Origin of the sequence: Achromobacter sp. (genome assembly GCF_032102605.1) — a bacterium.
Classification (GTDB): Bacteria; Pseudomonadota; Gammaproteobacteria; order Burkholderiales; family Burkholderiaceae_B; genus Achromobacter.
In genome coordinates this window covers 117560-132765 of sequence record NZ_DAMDGT010000012.1, presented here as the reverse complement: position 1 = coordinate 132765, position 15206 = coordinate 117560, and the positions used below count along the sequence as shown (strand labels likewise).

Sequence of the window (15206 nt, the reverse complement as noted above, 5' to 3'; positions counted from 1 at the left end):
ATTGACTCTCCTTTTTTCTCTCAAAAAGATGTCAACCAAAATCAGGACGGGTCACGCCCATGAAAAAAGCCCTGCAAGGGGCTTTTTTCACTACAGCCGGACGGCTCCGCCGAACTGACGCCCGGCCTTGCCGCCAGAGGCTTATTTTTTCTTGCGATAGGCGTCGTGGCAGGCCTTGCAGCTTGCGCCGACGTCGCCGAACGCGGCGCGCAGCTTGTCCAGGTCACCGGAATCCGCGGCGGCAGACAGCTTGACGATGTTGTCCTGGAATGCCTGCTGCTTCTGCTTGAAGCCAGCAGCATCGCTCCAGACTTCCGGACGGGCGTCGCCGCCCTCGGTGCCAGGACCGAAGCCCGCCCACGGCAATGCCGACAGCGTCTTCAGCACGTCGACGTTGGCCTTGATTTGCGCGGCGTCATAGGGCGCCTGGCCCTTGACCACCGGCGCCATGCGGCCGAAATGCGAGCCGATGAGCGAAAGCGCCGACTGGCGGTACTTGACCGCATCCTCGGGCTTGGCGAATTGGGCGGACGCGGACGTCGCCAGCAGCGGACCCACCGTCATACAGGCCAGCGCCACGAGCGTGGACAACTTCTTCATTGCTATCTCCCGTAGGTACAACGTGAAAGCCGCGCGCGTACCGCGCGCGGCACGGCGACTATACCGCCCGGGCCAGCTCGGCCGCCAGGCCGATGTACGAGCGCGGCGTCATCGCCAGCAGGCGGGCCTTGGGCTCTTCAGGCAGCGCCAGGCCCTGGATGAATTCTCGCAGGGCTTCTTCGGTGATGCCCTTGCCGCGCGTCAAGGCCTTCAGTTGCTCGTAGGGTTGCGGCAGGCCATAGCGGCGCATGACGGTCTGCACGGGCTCGGCCAGCACTTCCCAGCAGGCGTCGATGTCGGCATCGATGGCAGCCGTGTTGACTTCGAGCTTGCCCAGGCCGCGCATGCACGCATCCCATGCCACCAGGCAGTAGCCCAGGCCCACGCCCAGATTGCGCAGCACGGTGGAATCGGTCAGGTCGCGCTGCCAACGGGAGATGGGCAGTTTGTCCGACAGGTGGCGCAGCACGGCGTTGGCCAGGCCCAGGTTGCCTTCGGAGTTTTCGAAGTCGATCGGGTTGACCTTGTGCGGCATGGTCGACGAACCGACCTCGCCTTCCTTCAGGCGCTGCTTGAAGTACCCCAGCGCCACATAGCCCCAGATGTCGCGATCCAGGTCGAGGATGATGATGTTCGCGCGGGTGATGGCGTCAAACAGCGCCGACATCCAGTCGTGGGGTTCGATCTGGATGGTGTGGCGGTTCTGGGTCAGGCCCAGGCCAGCCAGCACGCGCTGGCTGAAGGCGGGCCAATCGATTTCGGGATAGGCGGACAGGTGGGCGTTGTAGTTGCCCGTCGCGCCGTTCAGTTTGGCCAAAGGTTCGACGGCCTCGACGGCGGCGATGGCGCGCAGGAGGCGCGCGGCCACGTTGGCGAATTCCTTGCCCAGCGTCGAGGGGCTGGCGGGCTGGCCGTGCGTGCGCGACAGCAGCGGCTGGTCGGCGTTGGCGAGAGCCATGTCGTTCAGCTTGGCGGCGACTTCGCGCAGGCGCGGCACCACGACCTGGTCCCGTGCGCGCGACAGCATCAGCGCGTGCGACGTGTTGTTGATGTCCTCGGAAGTGCAGGCGAAGTGAATGAATTCAGCGGCGCGAGCCAGTTCGGCGTCGTCGGCGACCTTTTCCTTCAGCCAGTATTCGACGGCCTTCACGTCGTGGTTCGTGACGCGCTCGATGTCCTTGATGCGGCCGGCGTCCGCTTCGGAGAAATTGGCGACCAGTTGCGCCAGGCGGGCACGGGCGCCTTCGGAGAAAGCAGGCAGCTCGGGCAGGCCGGCGTCGGACAGGGCGACCAGCCAGGCCACCTCGACTTCGACGCGGTGGGCCATGAAACCGGCCTCGGACAGCAGGCCGCGCAGCGCGTCGCCCCGGGAAGCGTACCGGCCATCCAGTGGCGAAAGGGCGTTAAGTTGGCTCAGTTGGTCGGCGATTTGCATGGTCTGGGAAGGAAAAAGCTACGGATGGGAAAACCCGACGATTTTATCATCCGAGGGCGGGCAACATTGTGGCAAACTGACGAAGATTCCGGCCCGCGGACGATTAGACCGTCATGCGGCCTGCTATACTTCGGCCGCTTTCCGACTCCGCTTGTGACTCCATGAAACTGATCGGCTCGCTTACCAGTCCTTACGTGCGCAAAGTGCGTATCGTCATGGCCGAGAAAAAGCTGGACTACCGGCTTGAACTCGAAAACGTCTGGTCCGCCGACACGCAGATCCAAACGTACAACCCGCTGGGCAAGGTGCCCTGCCTGGTCATGGAAGATGGCGGCGCCCTCTTTGACTCGCGCGTCATCGTCGAGTACCTGGACACCCTGTCTCCCGTCGCCCGCCTGATTCCTCAGCCGGGACGCGACCGCGCGGCCGTCAAATGCTGGGAAGCCATCGCCGATGGCCTCCTGGACGCCTGCGTGACCATCGTCAAGGAAAACCAGCGCCCCGAAGCCCAGCGCAGCCCCGAATGGATCGAACGCCAGTACGGCAAGATCCACGCCAGCCTGGACGCCATGAACAAGAGCCTGGGCGACAACGCCCATTGCATGGGCATCAACTACAGCCTGGCCGACATCGCCGTCGGCTGCGCCCTGGGTTACCTGGACCTGCGCTTCGCCACGCTGGATTGGCGCAGCAGCCACGCCAACCTGGCGCGCCTGTACGAAAAGCTGTCCCAGCGCCAATCGTTCATCGACACGGTGCCGAAGACCGCCTGACGGTTCGCGGCAGCCCTGGCCATGCCAGGGGCGCCGAAGGACATCTGATTCACCGGCCGCCTCGTGCGGCCGGTTTCATTGTGCGGCCGGTTTCACTGTGCGGCCGGTTTCATTGTGCGGCCGGCTTCATAGCCCGGCCGGTTTCATTCAGCCCCGGCTCACGCCGAATAGGTCTGCCATGCCGTATACAGCATGTACGCCGCCAGGGCGAACAACAGGCAGGCGAATACGCGCTTGAGCGTCTGCACCGGCAGGCTATGAGCCATGCGCGCTCCCAGCGGCGCCGTCAGGACGCTGGTGCACACCAGCGCCAGCAGGGCCGGCCAATAGATGAAGCCGAGCATGCCCGGATACGATTCGGCCGCATTCAAGCCCGAGACCACGTAGCCCACGCTGTTGGCCAGGGCGATCGGAAAGCCCAGCGCGGCCGACGTAGACACCGCATTGAGCAGCGCCACGTTGCACCAGACCATAAACGGCACGGACAGGAAGCCGCCCCCCGCCCCCACCAGGCCGGACAGAAAGCCGATGCCCGCGCCGGCGGCGCTGGTGCCGACGACGCCGGGCATCTGGCGCGAGGGCTTGGGCTTCTTGTTGCGCAACATGCTCCAGCCCGAATAGCCCACGAACAGCGCAAAGAACAGCGACAGCCACAAGGTGCTGAGCGCCGCGAAGACCGCGCCGCCCGAGAACAGACCGCCGATGATGATGCCCGGCGCCATCGCCGCGACGATGCGCCACTTGATGGTGCCCCGCTGCTGGTGGGCGCGGACGCTGGAAATGGACGTGAACAGGATCGATGTCATCGACGTCGCGATTGCCGCATGCACCACCAGATCGGCCGGCATGCCCTGCCACGTGAACAGCATCGTCAGGAAAGGCACCAGCAGCATCCCGCCGCCGATGCCCAGCAGGCCCGCCGCAAATCCCACTACGCCGCCCAGCACCAGCAGGCAGATCACCATCGTTACATCCACGTCCATCTCCTCTCTTTTATTGTCATGAACAAGGCCCCTCGGGCATGGCACCGGGGGGCCTCGGTTTAGCGGCGTGGCGCCATCGGCTACAGGATGATGCCGCCGCCCAGGCAAACTTCGCCATCGTATAGCACGGCCGACTGGCCGGGGGTCACCGCCCACTGCGGTTCCGTGAAATCCAGCGTGAACACGCCATCCGAGGCATCGGCCAGGCTGCAGGCCGCGTCCGCCTGGCGATAGCGCGTCTTGGCGCCGTAGGCGCCCGCTGCCGGCGGATGGCCCGCCACCCAGCTTGCGTCCTGCGCCTGCAGGCTGCCGGAAAGCAGCCAGGGATGGTCATGCCCCTGCACCACATACAGGATGTTGCGCTCGAGATCCTTGCGCGCCACATACCAGGCTTCGGCGGTGCCGTCGTCGCGCTGCCGACCCTTGACGCCTCCCACGCCCAACCCCTTGCGCTGGCCCAGCGTGTAGAACGACAGGCCCTCGTGGCGGCCGACCTGCTGCCCTTCGGGCGTCAGGATGGGGCCGGGCTCGGTGGGCAGGTAGCGGTTCAGGAACTCGCGGAACGGGCGCTCGCCGATAAAACAGATGCCGGTCGAGTCCTTCTTGGCGGCATTGTGCAGGCCGATCTCGTGCGCGATGCGCCGAACCTCGGTCTTGTGGATTTCGCCCAGCGGGAACAGCGTGCGCGACAGTTGCGCCTGATTCAGGCGATGCAGGAAATAGGATTGGTCCTTGGACGCGTCCAGCGCCTTGAGCAACTGGAACTGCATGCCGCCGCCTTGCGCGGGGATCTCGCGCACCCGGGCGTAGTGGCCCGTGGCGATATGTTCCGCGCCCAGGGCCATGGCATGGTCCAGGAACGCCTTGAATTTGATCTCGGCGTTGCAAAGCACATCCGGATTCGGCGTGCGGCCCGCGGAGTATTCGCGCAGGAACTCGGCGAACACCCGGTCTTTGTATTCAGCGGCGAAATTGACGAACTCGAATTCCACGCCGACCAGATCGGCCACGCTGGCTGCGTCCAGAAGGTCCTGGCGGGTGGAGCAATATTCGGAATCGTCGTCGTCTTCCCAGTTCTTCATGAACAGACCGACGACCTCGTAGCCTTGCTGCTTGAGCAGCCATGCGGTGACCGAAGAATCGACCCCGCCGGACATGCCGACGACAACGCGGCCTTTCTTGGTGGATATTTGACTCATGATGCGGCTATTTTAGATCGGACGAAGCTTCTTCCCGGGGCTGCGGCTCGGCAGCGCGCGACACTTCCATCAGCCAGGCCCGGAAGGCCTGCAAGGTGGGCAGGTTCGCCTTCTGCTCGGGATAGCAAAGGTAATAGCCCATCCGCGCGCGGATGGGCAGCTGGATGGCGATGGCCAGCTTGCCGTCGCGGAGCTCGTCCTCGATCAGGCAACGCGGAATCAGCGCCACCCCGAAACCCGCCGCGGCAGCCTGGGACAACAGCGCGTATTGATCGAAACGAGCCCCCTCCAGGCTGCGGCGCGTGTCGCAGCCTGCCTGCTCGAACCAGTCGCGCCAGCCCTCCAGGGCCGACGTATGATGCAGCAGCGGATACGCCAGCAGGTCCTCGGGCGACTTGCAGCCGCCCGGGATCAGCCGCGGACTGCATACCGGCAGGATCTCGCGGCCGACGATGTAATCCGCGCCGCTTCCGGGCCACAGCCCTTCTCCGAAGCGCACCGCGGCATCCAGTTCCGGCGTCGAAAAGTCATAGCCCTGGCGGTGCGGCAGGAATTCCACGTGGATGTCCGGGCGCAGGCGCATGAAGGCGGTCAGGCGCGGGATCAGCCAGCGCGCGCCGAATGTGGGCATGCAGGTGAGATTCAGCGTGCCCCCGCGCCCCTGGTGCGCGATAAGCTCCACGGTGGCCGCCTCGATCTGCCCCAGGCCGGCCTGAATCTTGGTCAGGTAGCTGCGTCCGGCTTCGGTCAGAACCAGTCCTTGCCTGATCCGCAGGAATAGTTCGACGCCGACGAACTCCTCTAAATGTTTCACCTGTTTGCTCACCGCGCCCTGGGTCACGCATAGTTCCTGGGCGGCGCGCGTGAAACTGCTATGGCGGGCAGCAACCTCGAAAGCCTGAAGATCGGTTAAAGAGGGACAGAATCGCCTCATCTGTAGCCCCCACTGATTGTGGGGCTCCCTGCCCTGCGGGCTTGAAGAAGGTCTGCGAGCGCCGCAAACGTTACACAAAAGTAACGCCCGATGGCCGTCGCCGAAAAAGAGGCATGAAAAAAAGTCATAGCTTACGGAGAAACTTTCGTTTGCGCAAACAGGCCCGCCAGGAAAGAATCGTTGCGTTTGCGTCTGCCTTTGCGCATCCGCTTTCTAATTCTTAGGGGAATTCATGCAACGCCGTAATGTAGTACTGGGCCTCTGTGTCGCCGCTGCGACGCTGGCCACGCCGCTGACCTCGGGTATCGCGCACGCCGAAGACGCGTATCCCAGCAAGCCCATCCGCCTGATCGTTCCCTTCCCGCCCGGCGGCACCACCGACATCGTCGGCCGTCTCTTCGCCGACAAGCTGGGCAAGGAACTGGGCCAGACCGTCGTGGTGGAAAACCGCGGCGGCGCCGGCGGCTCGATCGGCAGCGCATTCGTTGCCAGCAGCGCGCCGGACGGCTATACCCTGGGTATCGCCACCGTCAGCACGCACGGCATCAACCCGGCCATTTACCCGAACCTGCCGTTCGATGGCGAGAAGGACTTCACGCCCGTCTCGAACCTGGCTGCCGTTCCGAACATCATGACCATCAACCCGAAGGTCCAGGCCAAGAACATCGCCGAATTCGTCCAGCTGGCCAAGAGCCAGCCGGGCAAGCTGACGTACGCGTCGGCCGGCAACGGTTCGGTCTCGCACATGATGGGCGAACTCTTCAAGATGGCCTCGGGCACCGACCTGATGCACGTGCCGTACCGCGGCGTGGGCCCCGCGCTGAACGACGCGCTGGCCGGCCAGGTCGACGTCATGTATGACAACCTGCCCTCGACCCTGCCGCACGTCCAGTCCGGCCGCCTGATCGCCATGGCCGTCGCCTCGCCCAAGCGCGTGGCTTCGCTGCCCGACGTGCCCACGTTCGCCGAAGCCGGCCTGCCGGCCGTGAACGATGCGTCGTGGTTCGGCCTGGTCGCCCCGGCCAAGCTGCCCGCCCCCGTGCTGGCCAAGCTGAACGCCGCCGTCCAGAAGGTCAGCGCCGAAGCCGACGTCAAGACGCGTCTGGAAGCCCTGGGCGCCTCGCCGGCCGCCAACACCTCGGCCGAATTCGGCGCGCAGATCTCGGCGGAAATCGCCAAGAACAAGCGCATCGCCAAAGAAGCCAACGTGAAGATCGACTAAGCGATCTTCGGTCCTCGCGCGCCGATGGTGCGCGAGGACCTCCGATTCACGAACGCAGTACCCCTATATGCGAATTACCCAACCCCTGTCCTATCGCCTCGACCTTCCGCAGCAGTATCCCGATTCGGAAATCTCGGCCCCGCTCGTGCTGGACTCTCCGCACAGCGGCACCGCCTATCCCCCCGATTTCGCAGCCGCGGTGAACTATGGCGCGTTGCGCACTGCCGAGGACACCTGGGTTGACGACTTGTGGGGCGACGCTATCGAAATGGGCGTGCCGATGATCGCCGCCGCGTTTCCGCGCGCGTACATCGACGCCAATCGCGCGTCCGACGAAATCGATGAACTGCTGCTGGACGCCGCCTGGCCCGAAGCCGTCAACGCGTCGCCGAAAGTCAAGCTGGGCAAGGGCCTGATCTGGCGCATGCTCGATGACGGCACGCCGCTGTACGACCGCAAGCTCACGGTCGAAGAAGTTCGCCACCGCATCGACGCCTGCTGGAAGCCGTATCACGCTGCGCTGGGCCAGGTACTGGACAACGCCCATCGCAAGTTCGGCAAGGTCTGGCACATCAACTGCCACTCCATGCCCAGCGTCGCCGGCGAGTTCGCCACCGACCGCCCCGGCCTGGTCCACCCCGACTTCGTGCTGGGCGACCGCGACGGCAGCACCAGCGACCCGGCCTTCCGCGAGTTCGTCGCGGCGTGGCTGCGCGAACGCGGCTACGACGTCACGGTGAACGACCCCTACAAGGGTGTGGAACTGGTGCGCGCCTTCGGCCGCCCGCAAGAAGGCCGCCACAGCCTGCAGATCGAGATCAACCGCAAGCTCTACATGGACGAAGTCTCGCTGCGTCCAAGCAACAACTATGGCCGCCTGAAGGCCGATCTGCGCGACCTCACGGCCGCGCTGATCCACTGGACCCGCGCGCAGGCGGCTTGACGCCGGACGTCTGCACGCAGGTGCCGGCCAGCGGCGTGGTTCGACTGGCCGGAGCAATCGGGTTGCAAAACCCTGACCCCATGGTTCGCCATGGGGTTTTTTTTGCCCATGCACAAGCGGACCAAACGGGGGGAGCGTCAGAGCGCACATTCCGTGTATAACTACGGCGAACCTTCTGAGGAGAGGCGTCGATGCACATCGGGATACCAAAAGAAACCCGAGACGGGGAAACCCGTGTCGCAGCAACACCAGAGACCGTCAAGAAGTATGTAGGCGGCAAGCACACCGTCGTGGTGGAGCGAAGCGCCGGCAGTGCGGCCCGCTATCTGGACGACGCCTATGTCGCGGCAGGCGCCACGCTTGGTTCAGCCCAGGATGCCCTGGGCGCCGAACTGGTCATGAAGGTTCGCGCCCCCTCCGCCGACGAACTGCCTCACATGAAGCCGGGCACGGTGGTCGTGGGCATGCTGGATCCCTTCGACGCCGAAGGCCTCGCGCAACTCGCCGCGGCGGGCCTGACCGGCTTCGCGCTCGAGGCCGCTCCCCGCATCACCCGCGCGCAAAGCCTGGACGTGCTGTCGTCGCAGGCCAACCTGGCCGGCTACAAGGCCGTGCTGCTGGCCGCTCACCATTACGGCCGGCTGATCCCCATGATGATGACCGCCGCCGGCACGCTCAAGGCCGCCCGCGCGGTCGTGCTGGGCACCGGCGTGGCCGGGCTTCAGGCCATCGCCACGGCCAAGCGCCTGGGCGCGGTGGTCGAAGCTTCCGACGTGCGGCCCGCCGCGCGCGAGCAGGTCGAATCGCTGGGCGCCAAGTTCATCGACGTGCCCTTCGAAACCGACGAAGAACGCGAGATCGCGCAAGGCACGGGCGGCTACGCCCGATCCATGCCTCCCGCCTGGATGGCGCGCCAGGCCGCGCTGGTATCCGAGCGCTGCAAGCAGGCCGACATCGTCATCACCACTGCGCTTATCCCGGGCCGGCCCGCGCCCACGCTGGTATCCGCCGAAACCGTCGCAGCCATGAAGCCCGGGTCGGTGCTGGTGGACCTTGCAGTCGAACGCGGCGGCAATTGCCCCCTGTCGGAAAAAGGCCGCATCGTGGAAAAGCACGACGTCACGATCATCGGCCTGACGAATCTGCCCGGGCTGGTGGCCACTGACGCCTCGGCGCTCTATGCGCGCAACATCCTGGATTTTCTGAAGCTCATCATCAATGCGGACGGCGCGCTGGACATCAAGCGCGACGATGAAATCGTGGCCGCCTGCCTTGTGTGCGAAGGCGGCAATGTGACGCGGAGGTCCTGACCATGGAAGCGATCAACCCCACCCTGATGAACCTCATCATCTTCGTGCTGGCCATCTACGTCGGCTACCACGTGGTCTGGAACGTCACGCCCGCGCTGCACACTCCACTGATGGCCGTCACCAACGCGATATCCGCGATCATCATCGTGGGCGCGATGCTGGCGGCCGCGCTGACCGAAGGCGGGCTCGCGCGCGGCATGGGCGTGTTCGCCGTGGCGCTCGCCGCGGTAAACGTGTTCGGCGGCTTCCTCGTCACGCGCCGCATGCTTGAAATGTTCAAGAAAAAGGACCGCAAGCCAGGCAAGGAGGAAGCGAAATGATCTCGCTGAATCTTGTCACGCTGCTGTACCTGATCGCCTCGGTTTGCTTCATCCAGGCGCTCAAGGGGCTTTCCCACCCCACCACTTCGCGCCTGGGCAACGCCTTCGGCATGGCCGGCATGGCCATCGCCGTGGTGACCACCGCAGCGCTGATCATCGGCCTGGCGCGCAGCGGCGCCGCGACGATCGGGCTGGGCTGGGTGGTGCTGGGCCTGCTGGTGGGCGGATCCCTCGGCACGCTGATGGCCAAGCGCGTCGAAATGACGAAGATGCCCGAACTGGTCGCCTTCATGCACAGCATGATCGGCCTGGCGGCCGTCGCAATCGCCGTCGCCGTCGTGGCCGAACCCCACGCCTTCGGCATCGCGCCGCCCGGCATGGCCATTCCCACCGGCAACCGCTTTGAACTCTTCATCGGCACGTTCGTGGGCGCCATCACGTTTTCGGGTTCCGTGATCGCGTTCGGCAAGCTGTCGGGCAAGTACAAGTTCCGGCTGTTCCAGGGCGCGCCCGTCGTGTTCGCGGGCCAGCACATGCTGAACCTCGCGCTGGCGCTGCTGATGCTGGCGTGCGGCTTCTGGTTCATGCTGACCCAGGAATGGACGCCCTTCATCATCATGACGGCCATCGCATTCGTGCTGGGCGTGCTGATCATCATCCCGATCGGCGGCGCGGACATGCCCGTGGTCGTGTCGATGCTGAACAGTTATTCGGGCTGGGCGGCGGCGGGCATCGGCTTTTCGCTCAACAACCCCATGCTGATCATCGCGGGCTCGCTGGTGGGTTCGTCGGGGGCCATCCTGTCCTACATCATGTGCAAGGCGATGAACCGGTCGTTCTTCAACGTGATCCTCGGCGGCTTCGGCGGGCAGGCCGCGAGCAGCGCGGCAGCGGGCGATGGCCAGCAGCGCAGCGTCAAATCCGGCAGCCCGGATGACGCGGCCTTCCTGATGACCAACGCCGAAAGCGTGACCATCGTGCCGGGCTACGGCCTGGCGGTGGCGCGCGCCCAGCACGCGCTCAAGGAACTTGCGGAAAAGCTCACGGAACGCGGCGTGACGGTCAAATACGCCATCCACCCCGTCGCCGGCCGCATGCCTGGCCACATGAACGTGCTGCTGGCCGAGGCCGAAGTGCCCTACGACCAGGTCTTCGAAATGGAAGACATCAACAGCGAATTCGGACAGACCGACGTCGTGCTGGTGCTTGGTGCGAACGACGTCGTCAACCCGGCGGCCAAGAACGACCCGAAGTCGCCGATCGCGGGCATGCCCATCCTGGAAGCCTACAGGGCGCGCACGGTCATCGTGAACAAGCGCTCCATGGCGTCGGGTTATGCCGGGCTCGACAACGAACTCTTCTACATGGACCGCACCATGATGGTCTTCGGCGACGCCAAGAAAGTGCTGGAAGACATGGTGAAAGCGGTGGAATAGCCGCTTCCGTCCGCGTTCATGCGCCGCTTTGCCGCCCCCGAAAGGGGGCGTTTTCGTTGTGGCGCGAACCCGGGAGCTGGACCGCGCGAGCCGGCGCTACGCCGGACCTGACTTGCGCAATTGTTCGTCCACCACCTCGACCCAGTGCCGCACCGGGGTATCGGTGCCGCTCTGCAGATGGCCGATGCAGCCGATGTTGGCCGACAGGATCACATCGGGGCTGGACGCTGCGATCGCCCCCAGTTTGCGGTCCCGCAGCTCCAGCGCGATCTCCGGATTCAGCACCGAATACGCCCCTGCCGATCCGCAGCAAAGATGCTTGTCCGCAAACGGCTGCAGTTCGAATCCCAGGTCGACCAGCAACTGCTCGGACAGAGGGCGCAGTCCCTGCCAGTGCTGCAAAGTGCAAGGCGGATGGAACGCCGCCCGCGAGCCCGCCGGCAAGCGTGCACGCAGTTGCGCGCCGTGGGGCGCGACGATCTCGGCCACATCCTTGACCAGCGCCACGATGTCCGCGGCCTTTTGCGCATACGCCGGGTCGTGCCGCAGGTGATGGGCATATTCCTTCACCATGGCGCCACACCCCGAGGCGTTCATCACGATGGCCTCGACCTTGCCATCCTGAACCAACGGCCACCAGGCATCGATGTTGGCGCGCATCTGCGCCACGGCCTCGTCCTGCGCGTCCAGATGGAAACTGACCGCGCCGCAGCAGCCCGCGCCCGGCGCGATGCGCGCGCCGATGCCAACCGCATCCAGCACACGGATCGTCGCGGCGTCGATGGTGGGCATCATGGCTGGCTGAACGCAGCCGGCCAGCATCAGCACTTGTCGCGTATGGTGGGTCACCTGCGGCAGCTCGCCTGGGTCGCGTCGCTCGGGAACCTTGCGTTTGAGCGACTGCGGCAGCAGCCCGCGCAAGCTTTGCCCCAGCCGCATCGCCGGTCCGAACAAAGGCGACAGCATGGCCCGCCGCAGCACGCCGCGCTTGGTCTTGTCCGCCCACGAGCGATCCACGCGCTCGTCCACGATCTTGCGGCCGATATCGACCAGATGGCCGTATTCCACGCCCGATGGGCACGTGGTTTCGCAGTTGCGGCAGGTCAGGCAGCGGTCCAGGTGCTGTTGCGTGGACTGCGTGGGCTCCTTGCCTTCGAGCACCTGCTTGATCAGGTAGATGCGCCCGCGCGGACTGTCCAGCTCGTCGCCCAGGACCTGGTAGGTCGGACAGGTGGCCGTGCAGAACCCGCAATGCACGCAACGACGCAATATGGCGTCCGCCTCATTGCCCAGGTCCGTGCCGCTTGCCCAGGATGCCAGATTGGTTTGCATGATGCGTTATAGCTCCAGGACCAGGCGGCCCGGATTGAACAGGCCGGCGGGATCGAGTTCTTGCTTCAGTCGGCGCGTGATCGCGCCGACGCCCGGCGCCAGCGGATGGAATACGCCGTCGGCGGGCGGCTTTGAGTGCGCGGGGCGGAACAGCGTCGCGTGGCCTCCGTGCCGCGCCGCAACCTCCCGCAGCTCGGCCGCGTCGCGCGCGCCGGACAGCCAGCGCTGCCCGCCGCCCCATTCCAGCAGCGTGGCCCCCAGTCCAAGATCTGCCGCGGTCGGCGGCAACGCCAGGCGCCACAAGGGCTGGTTCGGCGCGAAGAATGCATGGGTCTGCTCGCGCAGCGAACGCCACCAGGCCTCGGCCGCATCGGGCGACAGCGGATCCCCGCCGATCACCTGGCGCGCGCTCGCCAGAGCCGGCGGCGCGCCCGACAGGCGCACCGTCGTCAAGCCGTCGGCGCCGCCCCCGTCGCTCGTCCAGCTGGTGGCCGAGATCGGCAGCGGCTTCCCGCGCCAGAATGCAAAATTGGCCAGCGCCTGCGCCTGCGTGGCGGGCAGCACCAGCGTCAGCTCCTGCATCGGCTTGGGAACGACCTTGAGCGACACCTCCAGAATGGCGCCGAAGATGCCGTGCGAGCCGGCCAGCAGGCGGGACACGTCATACCCCGCCACGTTCTTCATGACCTCGCCGCCAAACGACAGGATGCGCCCTTCCGAATCCAGCAACTGAGCCCCCAGCACGAAATCCTTCAAGGCGCCCGCGTTCATGCGGCGCGGGCCCGACAGGCCGGCGGCCACGCATCCGCCTACCGTCGCGGACGGCGCGAAATGCGGCGGTTCGAACGCCAGCATCTGGCCATGCTCGGCCAGCGCGGCCTCAAGCTCGGCCAGCGGCGTGCCCGCGCGCACGGTCACCACAAGCTCCGACGGGTGATAGCTGACGATGCCTCGGTAGGGCGTCATGTCGAGCAGGCAATGGCCATCCTGCGGCCGGATCGGCCGGTAGTTGCCATAGAACCGTTTGCTGCCGCCTCCCATCACGAACAGGGGTTTGTGTCCGGCACGCGCCGTCATGACCTGGTCGCACAATTCCGACAGGACAAAATCCATAAGGGATGCGTCCTAGAAACGGGCGAGATCGGGGAAGCGCAGTTCTCCCGCATGGACGTGCATCTTGCCGTATTCGGCGCAGCGAGCCAGCGTGGGAATGACCTTTTCAGGATTGAGCAGGCACGGCGGATCGAAGGCCCGCTTTACCGCCAGGAACGCGTCGAGTTCTTCGCGAGAGAATTGCACGCACATTTGATTTATCTTCTCCATTCCTACACCGTGCTCTCCAGTCACGGTTCCTCCCACCTGCACGCACAGCTCAAGAATGGCGGCGCCAAATTTCTCGGCGCGCTCCACCTCGTCCGGCTTATTCGAATCAAACAGGATCAGCGGATGCAGATTGCCGTCGCCGGCGTGAAAGACGTTGGCGCATCGCAGGCCGAATTCGTCTTCCATTTGCTCGATGGCGCCCAGCACACGCGCCAGATGGCGGCGCGGAATCGTGCCGTCCATGCAGTAGTAATCGGGCGACACGCGTCCGGCGGCAGGAAACGCGTTCTTGCGTCCTGCCCAAAATTTCAGTCGCTCGGCCTCGGACGCCGACACCTGGCAACGCGTGGCGCCGGCTTCGCGGAACACCGCCTCCATCCGCGCAATCTCGTGCGCGACCTCTTCGGGCGTTCCGTCCGATTCGCACAGCAGTATGGCCTGTGCGTCCAGATCGTAGCCGGCCCGCACGAAGGGCTCGACCATCTGCGTAGCGCGCCGGTCCATCATTTCAAGGCCTGCGGGGATCATGCCGGCCGCGATCACCTGCGTGACCGCATTGCCGGCCGCCTCGACGCTGGAAAAACTGGCCATCACGACCTGCGCGCAGGCAGGCTTCGGGATCAACTTGACGGTCACTTCCGTGACCACGCCCAGCATGCCCTCGGATCCGACGAAGACGGACAGCAAGTCCAGCCCCGGCGCGTCGGGCGCCTCGGATCCCAGTTCCACCACGTCGCCGTCTATCGTGACCACGCGCACCCGCAGCACGTTGTGCACGGTCAGCCCGTACTTCAGGCAATGCACGCCGCCGGAGTTTTCCGCCACGTTGCCGCCGATCGAGCATGCGATCTGGCTGGACGGATCCGGCGCATAGTAAAGCCCGTAAGGCGAGACAGCTTCGGAGATCGCCAGATTGCGCACGCCCGGCTCGACGATGGCCGTGGCGCTGGCCAGGTCGATATGCTTGATGCGGTTGAACTTGGACAGCCCCAGCAGCACGCCCTGGCTGTGCGGCATGGCGCCGCCCGACAGCCCCGTTCCTGCGCCGCGCGCAACAATGGGCGTGTTCAGCCGCTTGCAGACGCGCATGACGGCCTGCACCTGCTCTTCGGTTTCGGGCAAGGCGACAACCGCGGGAATGGAGCGGTATAGAGAGAGACCATCGCACTCGTATGGGCGGGTGTCTTCTTCGCGGTACAGCACGCAGTGCGCGGGCAACGCGGCCGACAACGCCTCGATGAGTTGCTGCTGCGAATAAGGCGCCTGCACTTGTGCCAGGCCAGTTTCGACCAATGAATTCATGAGCGCAACAATAGCGCGAGCGCCCGTGATAAGCAGGCCGGGATTTACCCGCACCTAACGCTATCGCGAGGATAGTCGGGCGATTCAGTCGTAA

At 65.3% G+C, this 15206-nt stretch carries 14 protein-coding genes; 6 read left to right on the top strand and 8 right to left on the bottom strand.

Features of this window, described 5'->3' with window-relative positions:
• Positions 1–141 precede the first annotated feature (141 nt).
• Positions 142–600, bottom strand: coding sequence for a cytochrome c (locus tag RT614_RS23075; RefSeq protein WP_313624490.1), 459 nt, complete (start codon positions 598–600; stop codon positions 142–144).
• Between the two features lie 58 nt (positions 601–658).
• Positions 659–2035 carry an adenylosuccinate lyase gene (gene purB / locus RT614_RS23070; protein WP_313624489.1) on the bottom strand — a complete coding sequence of 459 codons (1377 nt, stop codon included), beginning with the start codon at positions 2033–2035 and terminating at the stop codon, positions 659–661.
• A gap of 161 nt (positions 2036–2196) precedes the next feature.
• Between purB and RT614_RS23065 the strand changes: the two genes are divergently transcribed.
• Positions 2197–2808 carry a glutathione S-transferase gene (locus RT614_RS23065; RefSeq protein ID WP_313624488.1) on the top strand — a complete coding sequence of 204 codons (612 nt, stop codon included), beginning with the start codon at positions 2197–2199 and terminating at the stop codon, positions 2806–2808.
• 158 nt (positions 2809–2966) lie between these two features.
• Here the strand turns inward: RT614_RS23065 and RT614_RS23060 are convergent, their stop codons facing one another.
• From RT614_RS23060 to gcvA, 3 genes are all read right to left on the bottom strand, one after another.
• Entirely contained in the window at positions 2967–3785 is an 819-nt protein-coding gene (locus tag RT614_RS23060; RefSeq protein ID WP_313624499.1) for a sulfite exporter TauE/SafE family protein, read from the bottom strand.
• Between the two features lie 86 nt (positions 3786–3871).
• Positions 3872–4990 (bottom strand): tRNA 2-thiouridine(34) synthase MnmA, encoded by a 1119-nt coding sequence (mnmA, locus tag RT614_RS23055; RefSeq protein WP_313624487.1) that lies wholly within the window; start codon positions 4988–4990, stop codon positions 3872–3874.
• 7 nt (positions 4991–4997) lie between these two features.
• Positions 4998–5924: a transcriptional regulator GcvA gene (gcvA, locus tag RT614_RS23050; protein WP_313624486.1), complete on the bottom strand. Its 927-nt coding sequence runs from the start codon at positions 5922–5924 to the stop codon at positions 4998–5000.
• 232 nt (positions 5925–6156) lie between these two features.
• Here gcvA and RT614_RS23045 point away from each other — a divergent pair, with 232 nt between their 5' ends.
• The 5 genes from RT614_RS23045 to RT614_RS23025 all read left to right on the top strand — a co-directional run bounded on the left by RT614_RS23045 (position 6157) and on the right by RT614_RS23025 (position 11155).
• A complete protein-coding gene (locus RT614_RS23045; RefSeq protein WP_313624485.1) occupies positions 6157–7146 on the top strand; it encodes a tripartite tricarboxylate transporter substrate binding protein in 990 nt (329 codons plus the stop codon).
• A 67-nt stretch (positions 7147–7213) separates the two neighbouring features.
• Positions 7214–8089, top strand: a complete 876-nt coding sequence (locus RT614_RS23040; protein ID WP_313624484.1) for an N-formylglutamate amidohydrolase — start codon at positions 7214–7216, stop codon at positions 8087–8089.
• Positions 8090–8280: 191 nt separating this feature from the next.
• The gene (locus RT614_RS23035; RefSeq protein WP_313624483.1) at positions 8281–9399 is read left to right on the top strand and encodes a Re/Si-specific NAD(P)(+) transhydrogenase subunit alpha; all 1119 of its coding nucleotides are present in this window, start codon (positions 8281–8283) and stop codon (positions 9397–9399) included.
• Between the two features lie 2 nt (positions 9400–9401).
• Positions 9402–9719, top strand: coding sequence for an NAD(P) transhydrogenase subunit alpha (locus tag RT614_RS23030; protein WP_006224972.1), 318 nt, complete (start codon positions 9402–9404; stop codon positions 9717–9719).
• Positions 9716–11155, top strand: a complete 1440-nt coding sequence (locus tag RT614_RS23025) for an NAD(P)(+) transhydrogenase (Re/Si-specific) subunit beta (RefSeq protein ID WP_313624482.1) — start codon at positions 9716–9718, stop codon at positions 11153–11155. Before RT614_RS23030 ends, RT614_RS23025 begins: the two co-directional genes overlap by 4 nt.
• Before the next feature lie 96 nt (positions 11156–11251).
• Here the strand turns inward: RT614_RS23025 and glcF are convergent, their stop codons facing one another.
• From glcF to RT614_RS23010, 3 genes are read right to left on the bottom strand one after another with little or no spacing between them, the layout of a single operon-like run.
• Complete coding sequence (gene glcF / locus RT614_RS23020; RefSeq protein WP_313624481.1) at positions 11252–12487, bottom strand: glycolate oxidase subunit GlcF; 1236 nt, start codon at positions 12485–12487, stop codon at positions 11252–11254.
• Between the two features lie 6 nt (positions 12488–12493).
• Positions 12494–13600 (bottom strand): glycolate oxidase subunit GlcE, encoded by a 1107-nt coding sequence (glcE, locus tag RT614_RS23015; protein ID WP_313624480.1) that lies wholly within the window; start codon positions 13598–13600, stop codon positions 12494–12496.
• A 12-nt stretch (positions 13601–13612) separates the two neighbouring features.
• Positions 13613–15112 (bottom strand): FAD-linked oxidase C-terminal domain-containing protein, encoded by a 1500-nt coding sequence (locus RT614_RS23010; RefSeq protein WP_313624479.1) that lies wholly within the window; start codon positions 15110–15112, stop codon positions 13613–13615.
• Between the last annotated feature and the right edge of the window lie 94 nt (positions 15113–15206).

What these genes read in the sequence shown, in the direction of transcription:
- RT614_RS23025 (WP_313624482.1), top strand. Translation starts at nt 9,716, where the DNA reads ATGATCTCGCTGAATCTTGTCACGCTGCTGTACCTGATCGCCTCGGTT.
- RT614_RS23010 (WP_313624479.1), bottom strand. Translation starts at nt 15,112, where the DNA reads ATGAATTCATTGGTCGAAACTGGCCTGGCACAAGTGCAGGCGCCTTAT.
- RT614_RS23030 (WP_006224972.1), top strand. Translation starts at nt 9,402, where the DNA reads ATGGAAGCGATCAACCCCACCCTGATGAACCTCATCATCTTCGTGCTG.
- purB (WP_313624489.1), bottom strand. Translation starts at nt 2,035, where the DNA reads ATGCAAATCGCCGACCAACTGAGCCAACTTAACGCCCTTTCGCCACTG.
- RT614_RS23075 (WP_313624490.1), bottom strand. Translation starts at nt 600, where the DNA reads ATGAAGAAGTTGTCCACGCTCGTGGCGCTGGCCTGTATGACGGTGGGT.
- glcF (WP_313624481.1), bottom strand. Translation starts at nt 12,487, where the DNA reads ATGCAAACCAATCTGGCATCCTGGGCAAGCGGCACGGACCTGGGCAAT.
- RT614_RS23065 (WP_313624488.1), top strand. Translation starts at nt 2,197, where the DNA reads ATGAAACTGATCGGCTCGCTTACCAGTCCTTACGTGCGCAAAGTGCGT.
- glcE (WP_313624480.1), bottom strand. Translation starts at nt 13,600, where the DNA reads ATGGATTTTGTCCTGTCGGAATTGTGCGACCAGGTCATGACGGCGCGT.
- RT614_RS23035 (WP_313624483.1), top strand. Translation starts at nt 8,281, where the DNA reads ATGCACATCGGGATACCAAAAGAAACCCGAGACGGGGAAACCCGTGTC.
- mnmA (WP_313624487.1), bottom strand. Translation starts at nt 4,990, where the DNA reads ATGAGTCAAATATCCACCAAGAAAGGCCGCGTTGTCGTCGGCATGTCC.
- RT614_RS23040 (WP_313624484.1), top strand. Translation starts at nt 7,214, where the DNA reads ATGCGAATTACCCAACCCCTGTCCTATCGCCTCGACCTTCCGCAGCAG.
- gcvA (WP_313624486.1), bottom strand. Translation starts at nt 5,924, where the DNA reads ATGAGGCGATTCTGTCCCTCTTTAACCGATCTTCAGGCTTTCGAGGTT.
- RT614_RS23045 (WP_313624485.1), top strand. Translation starts at nt 6,157, where the DNA reads ATGCAACGCCGTAATGTAGTACTGGGCCTCTGTGTCGCCGCTGCGACG.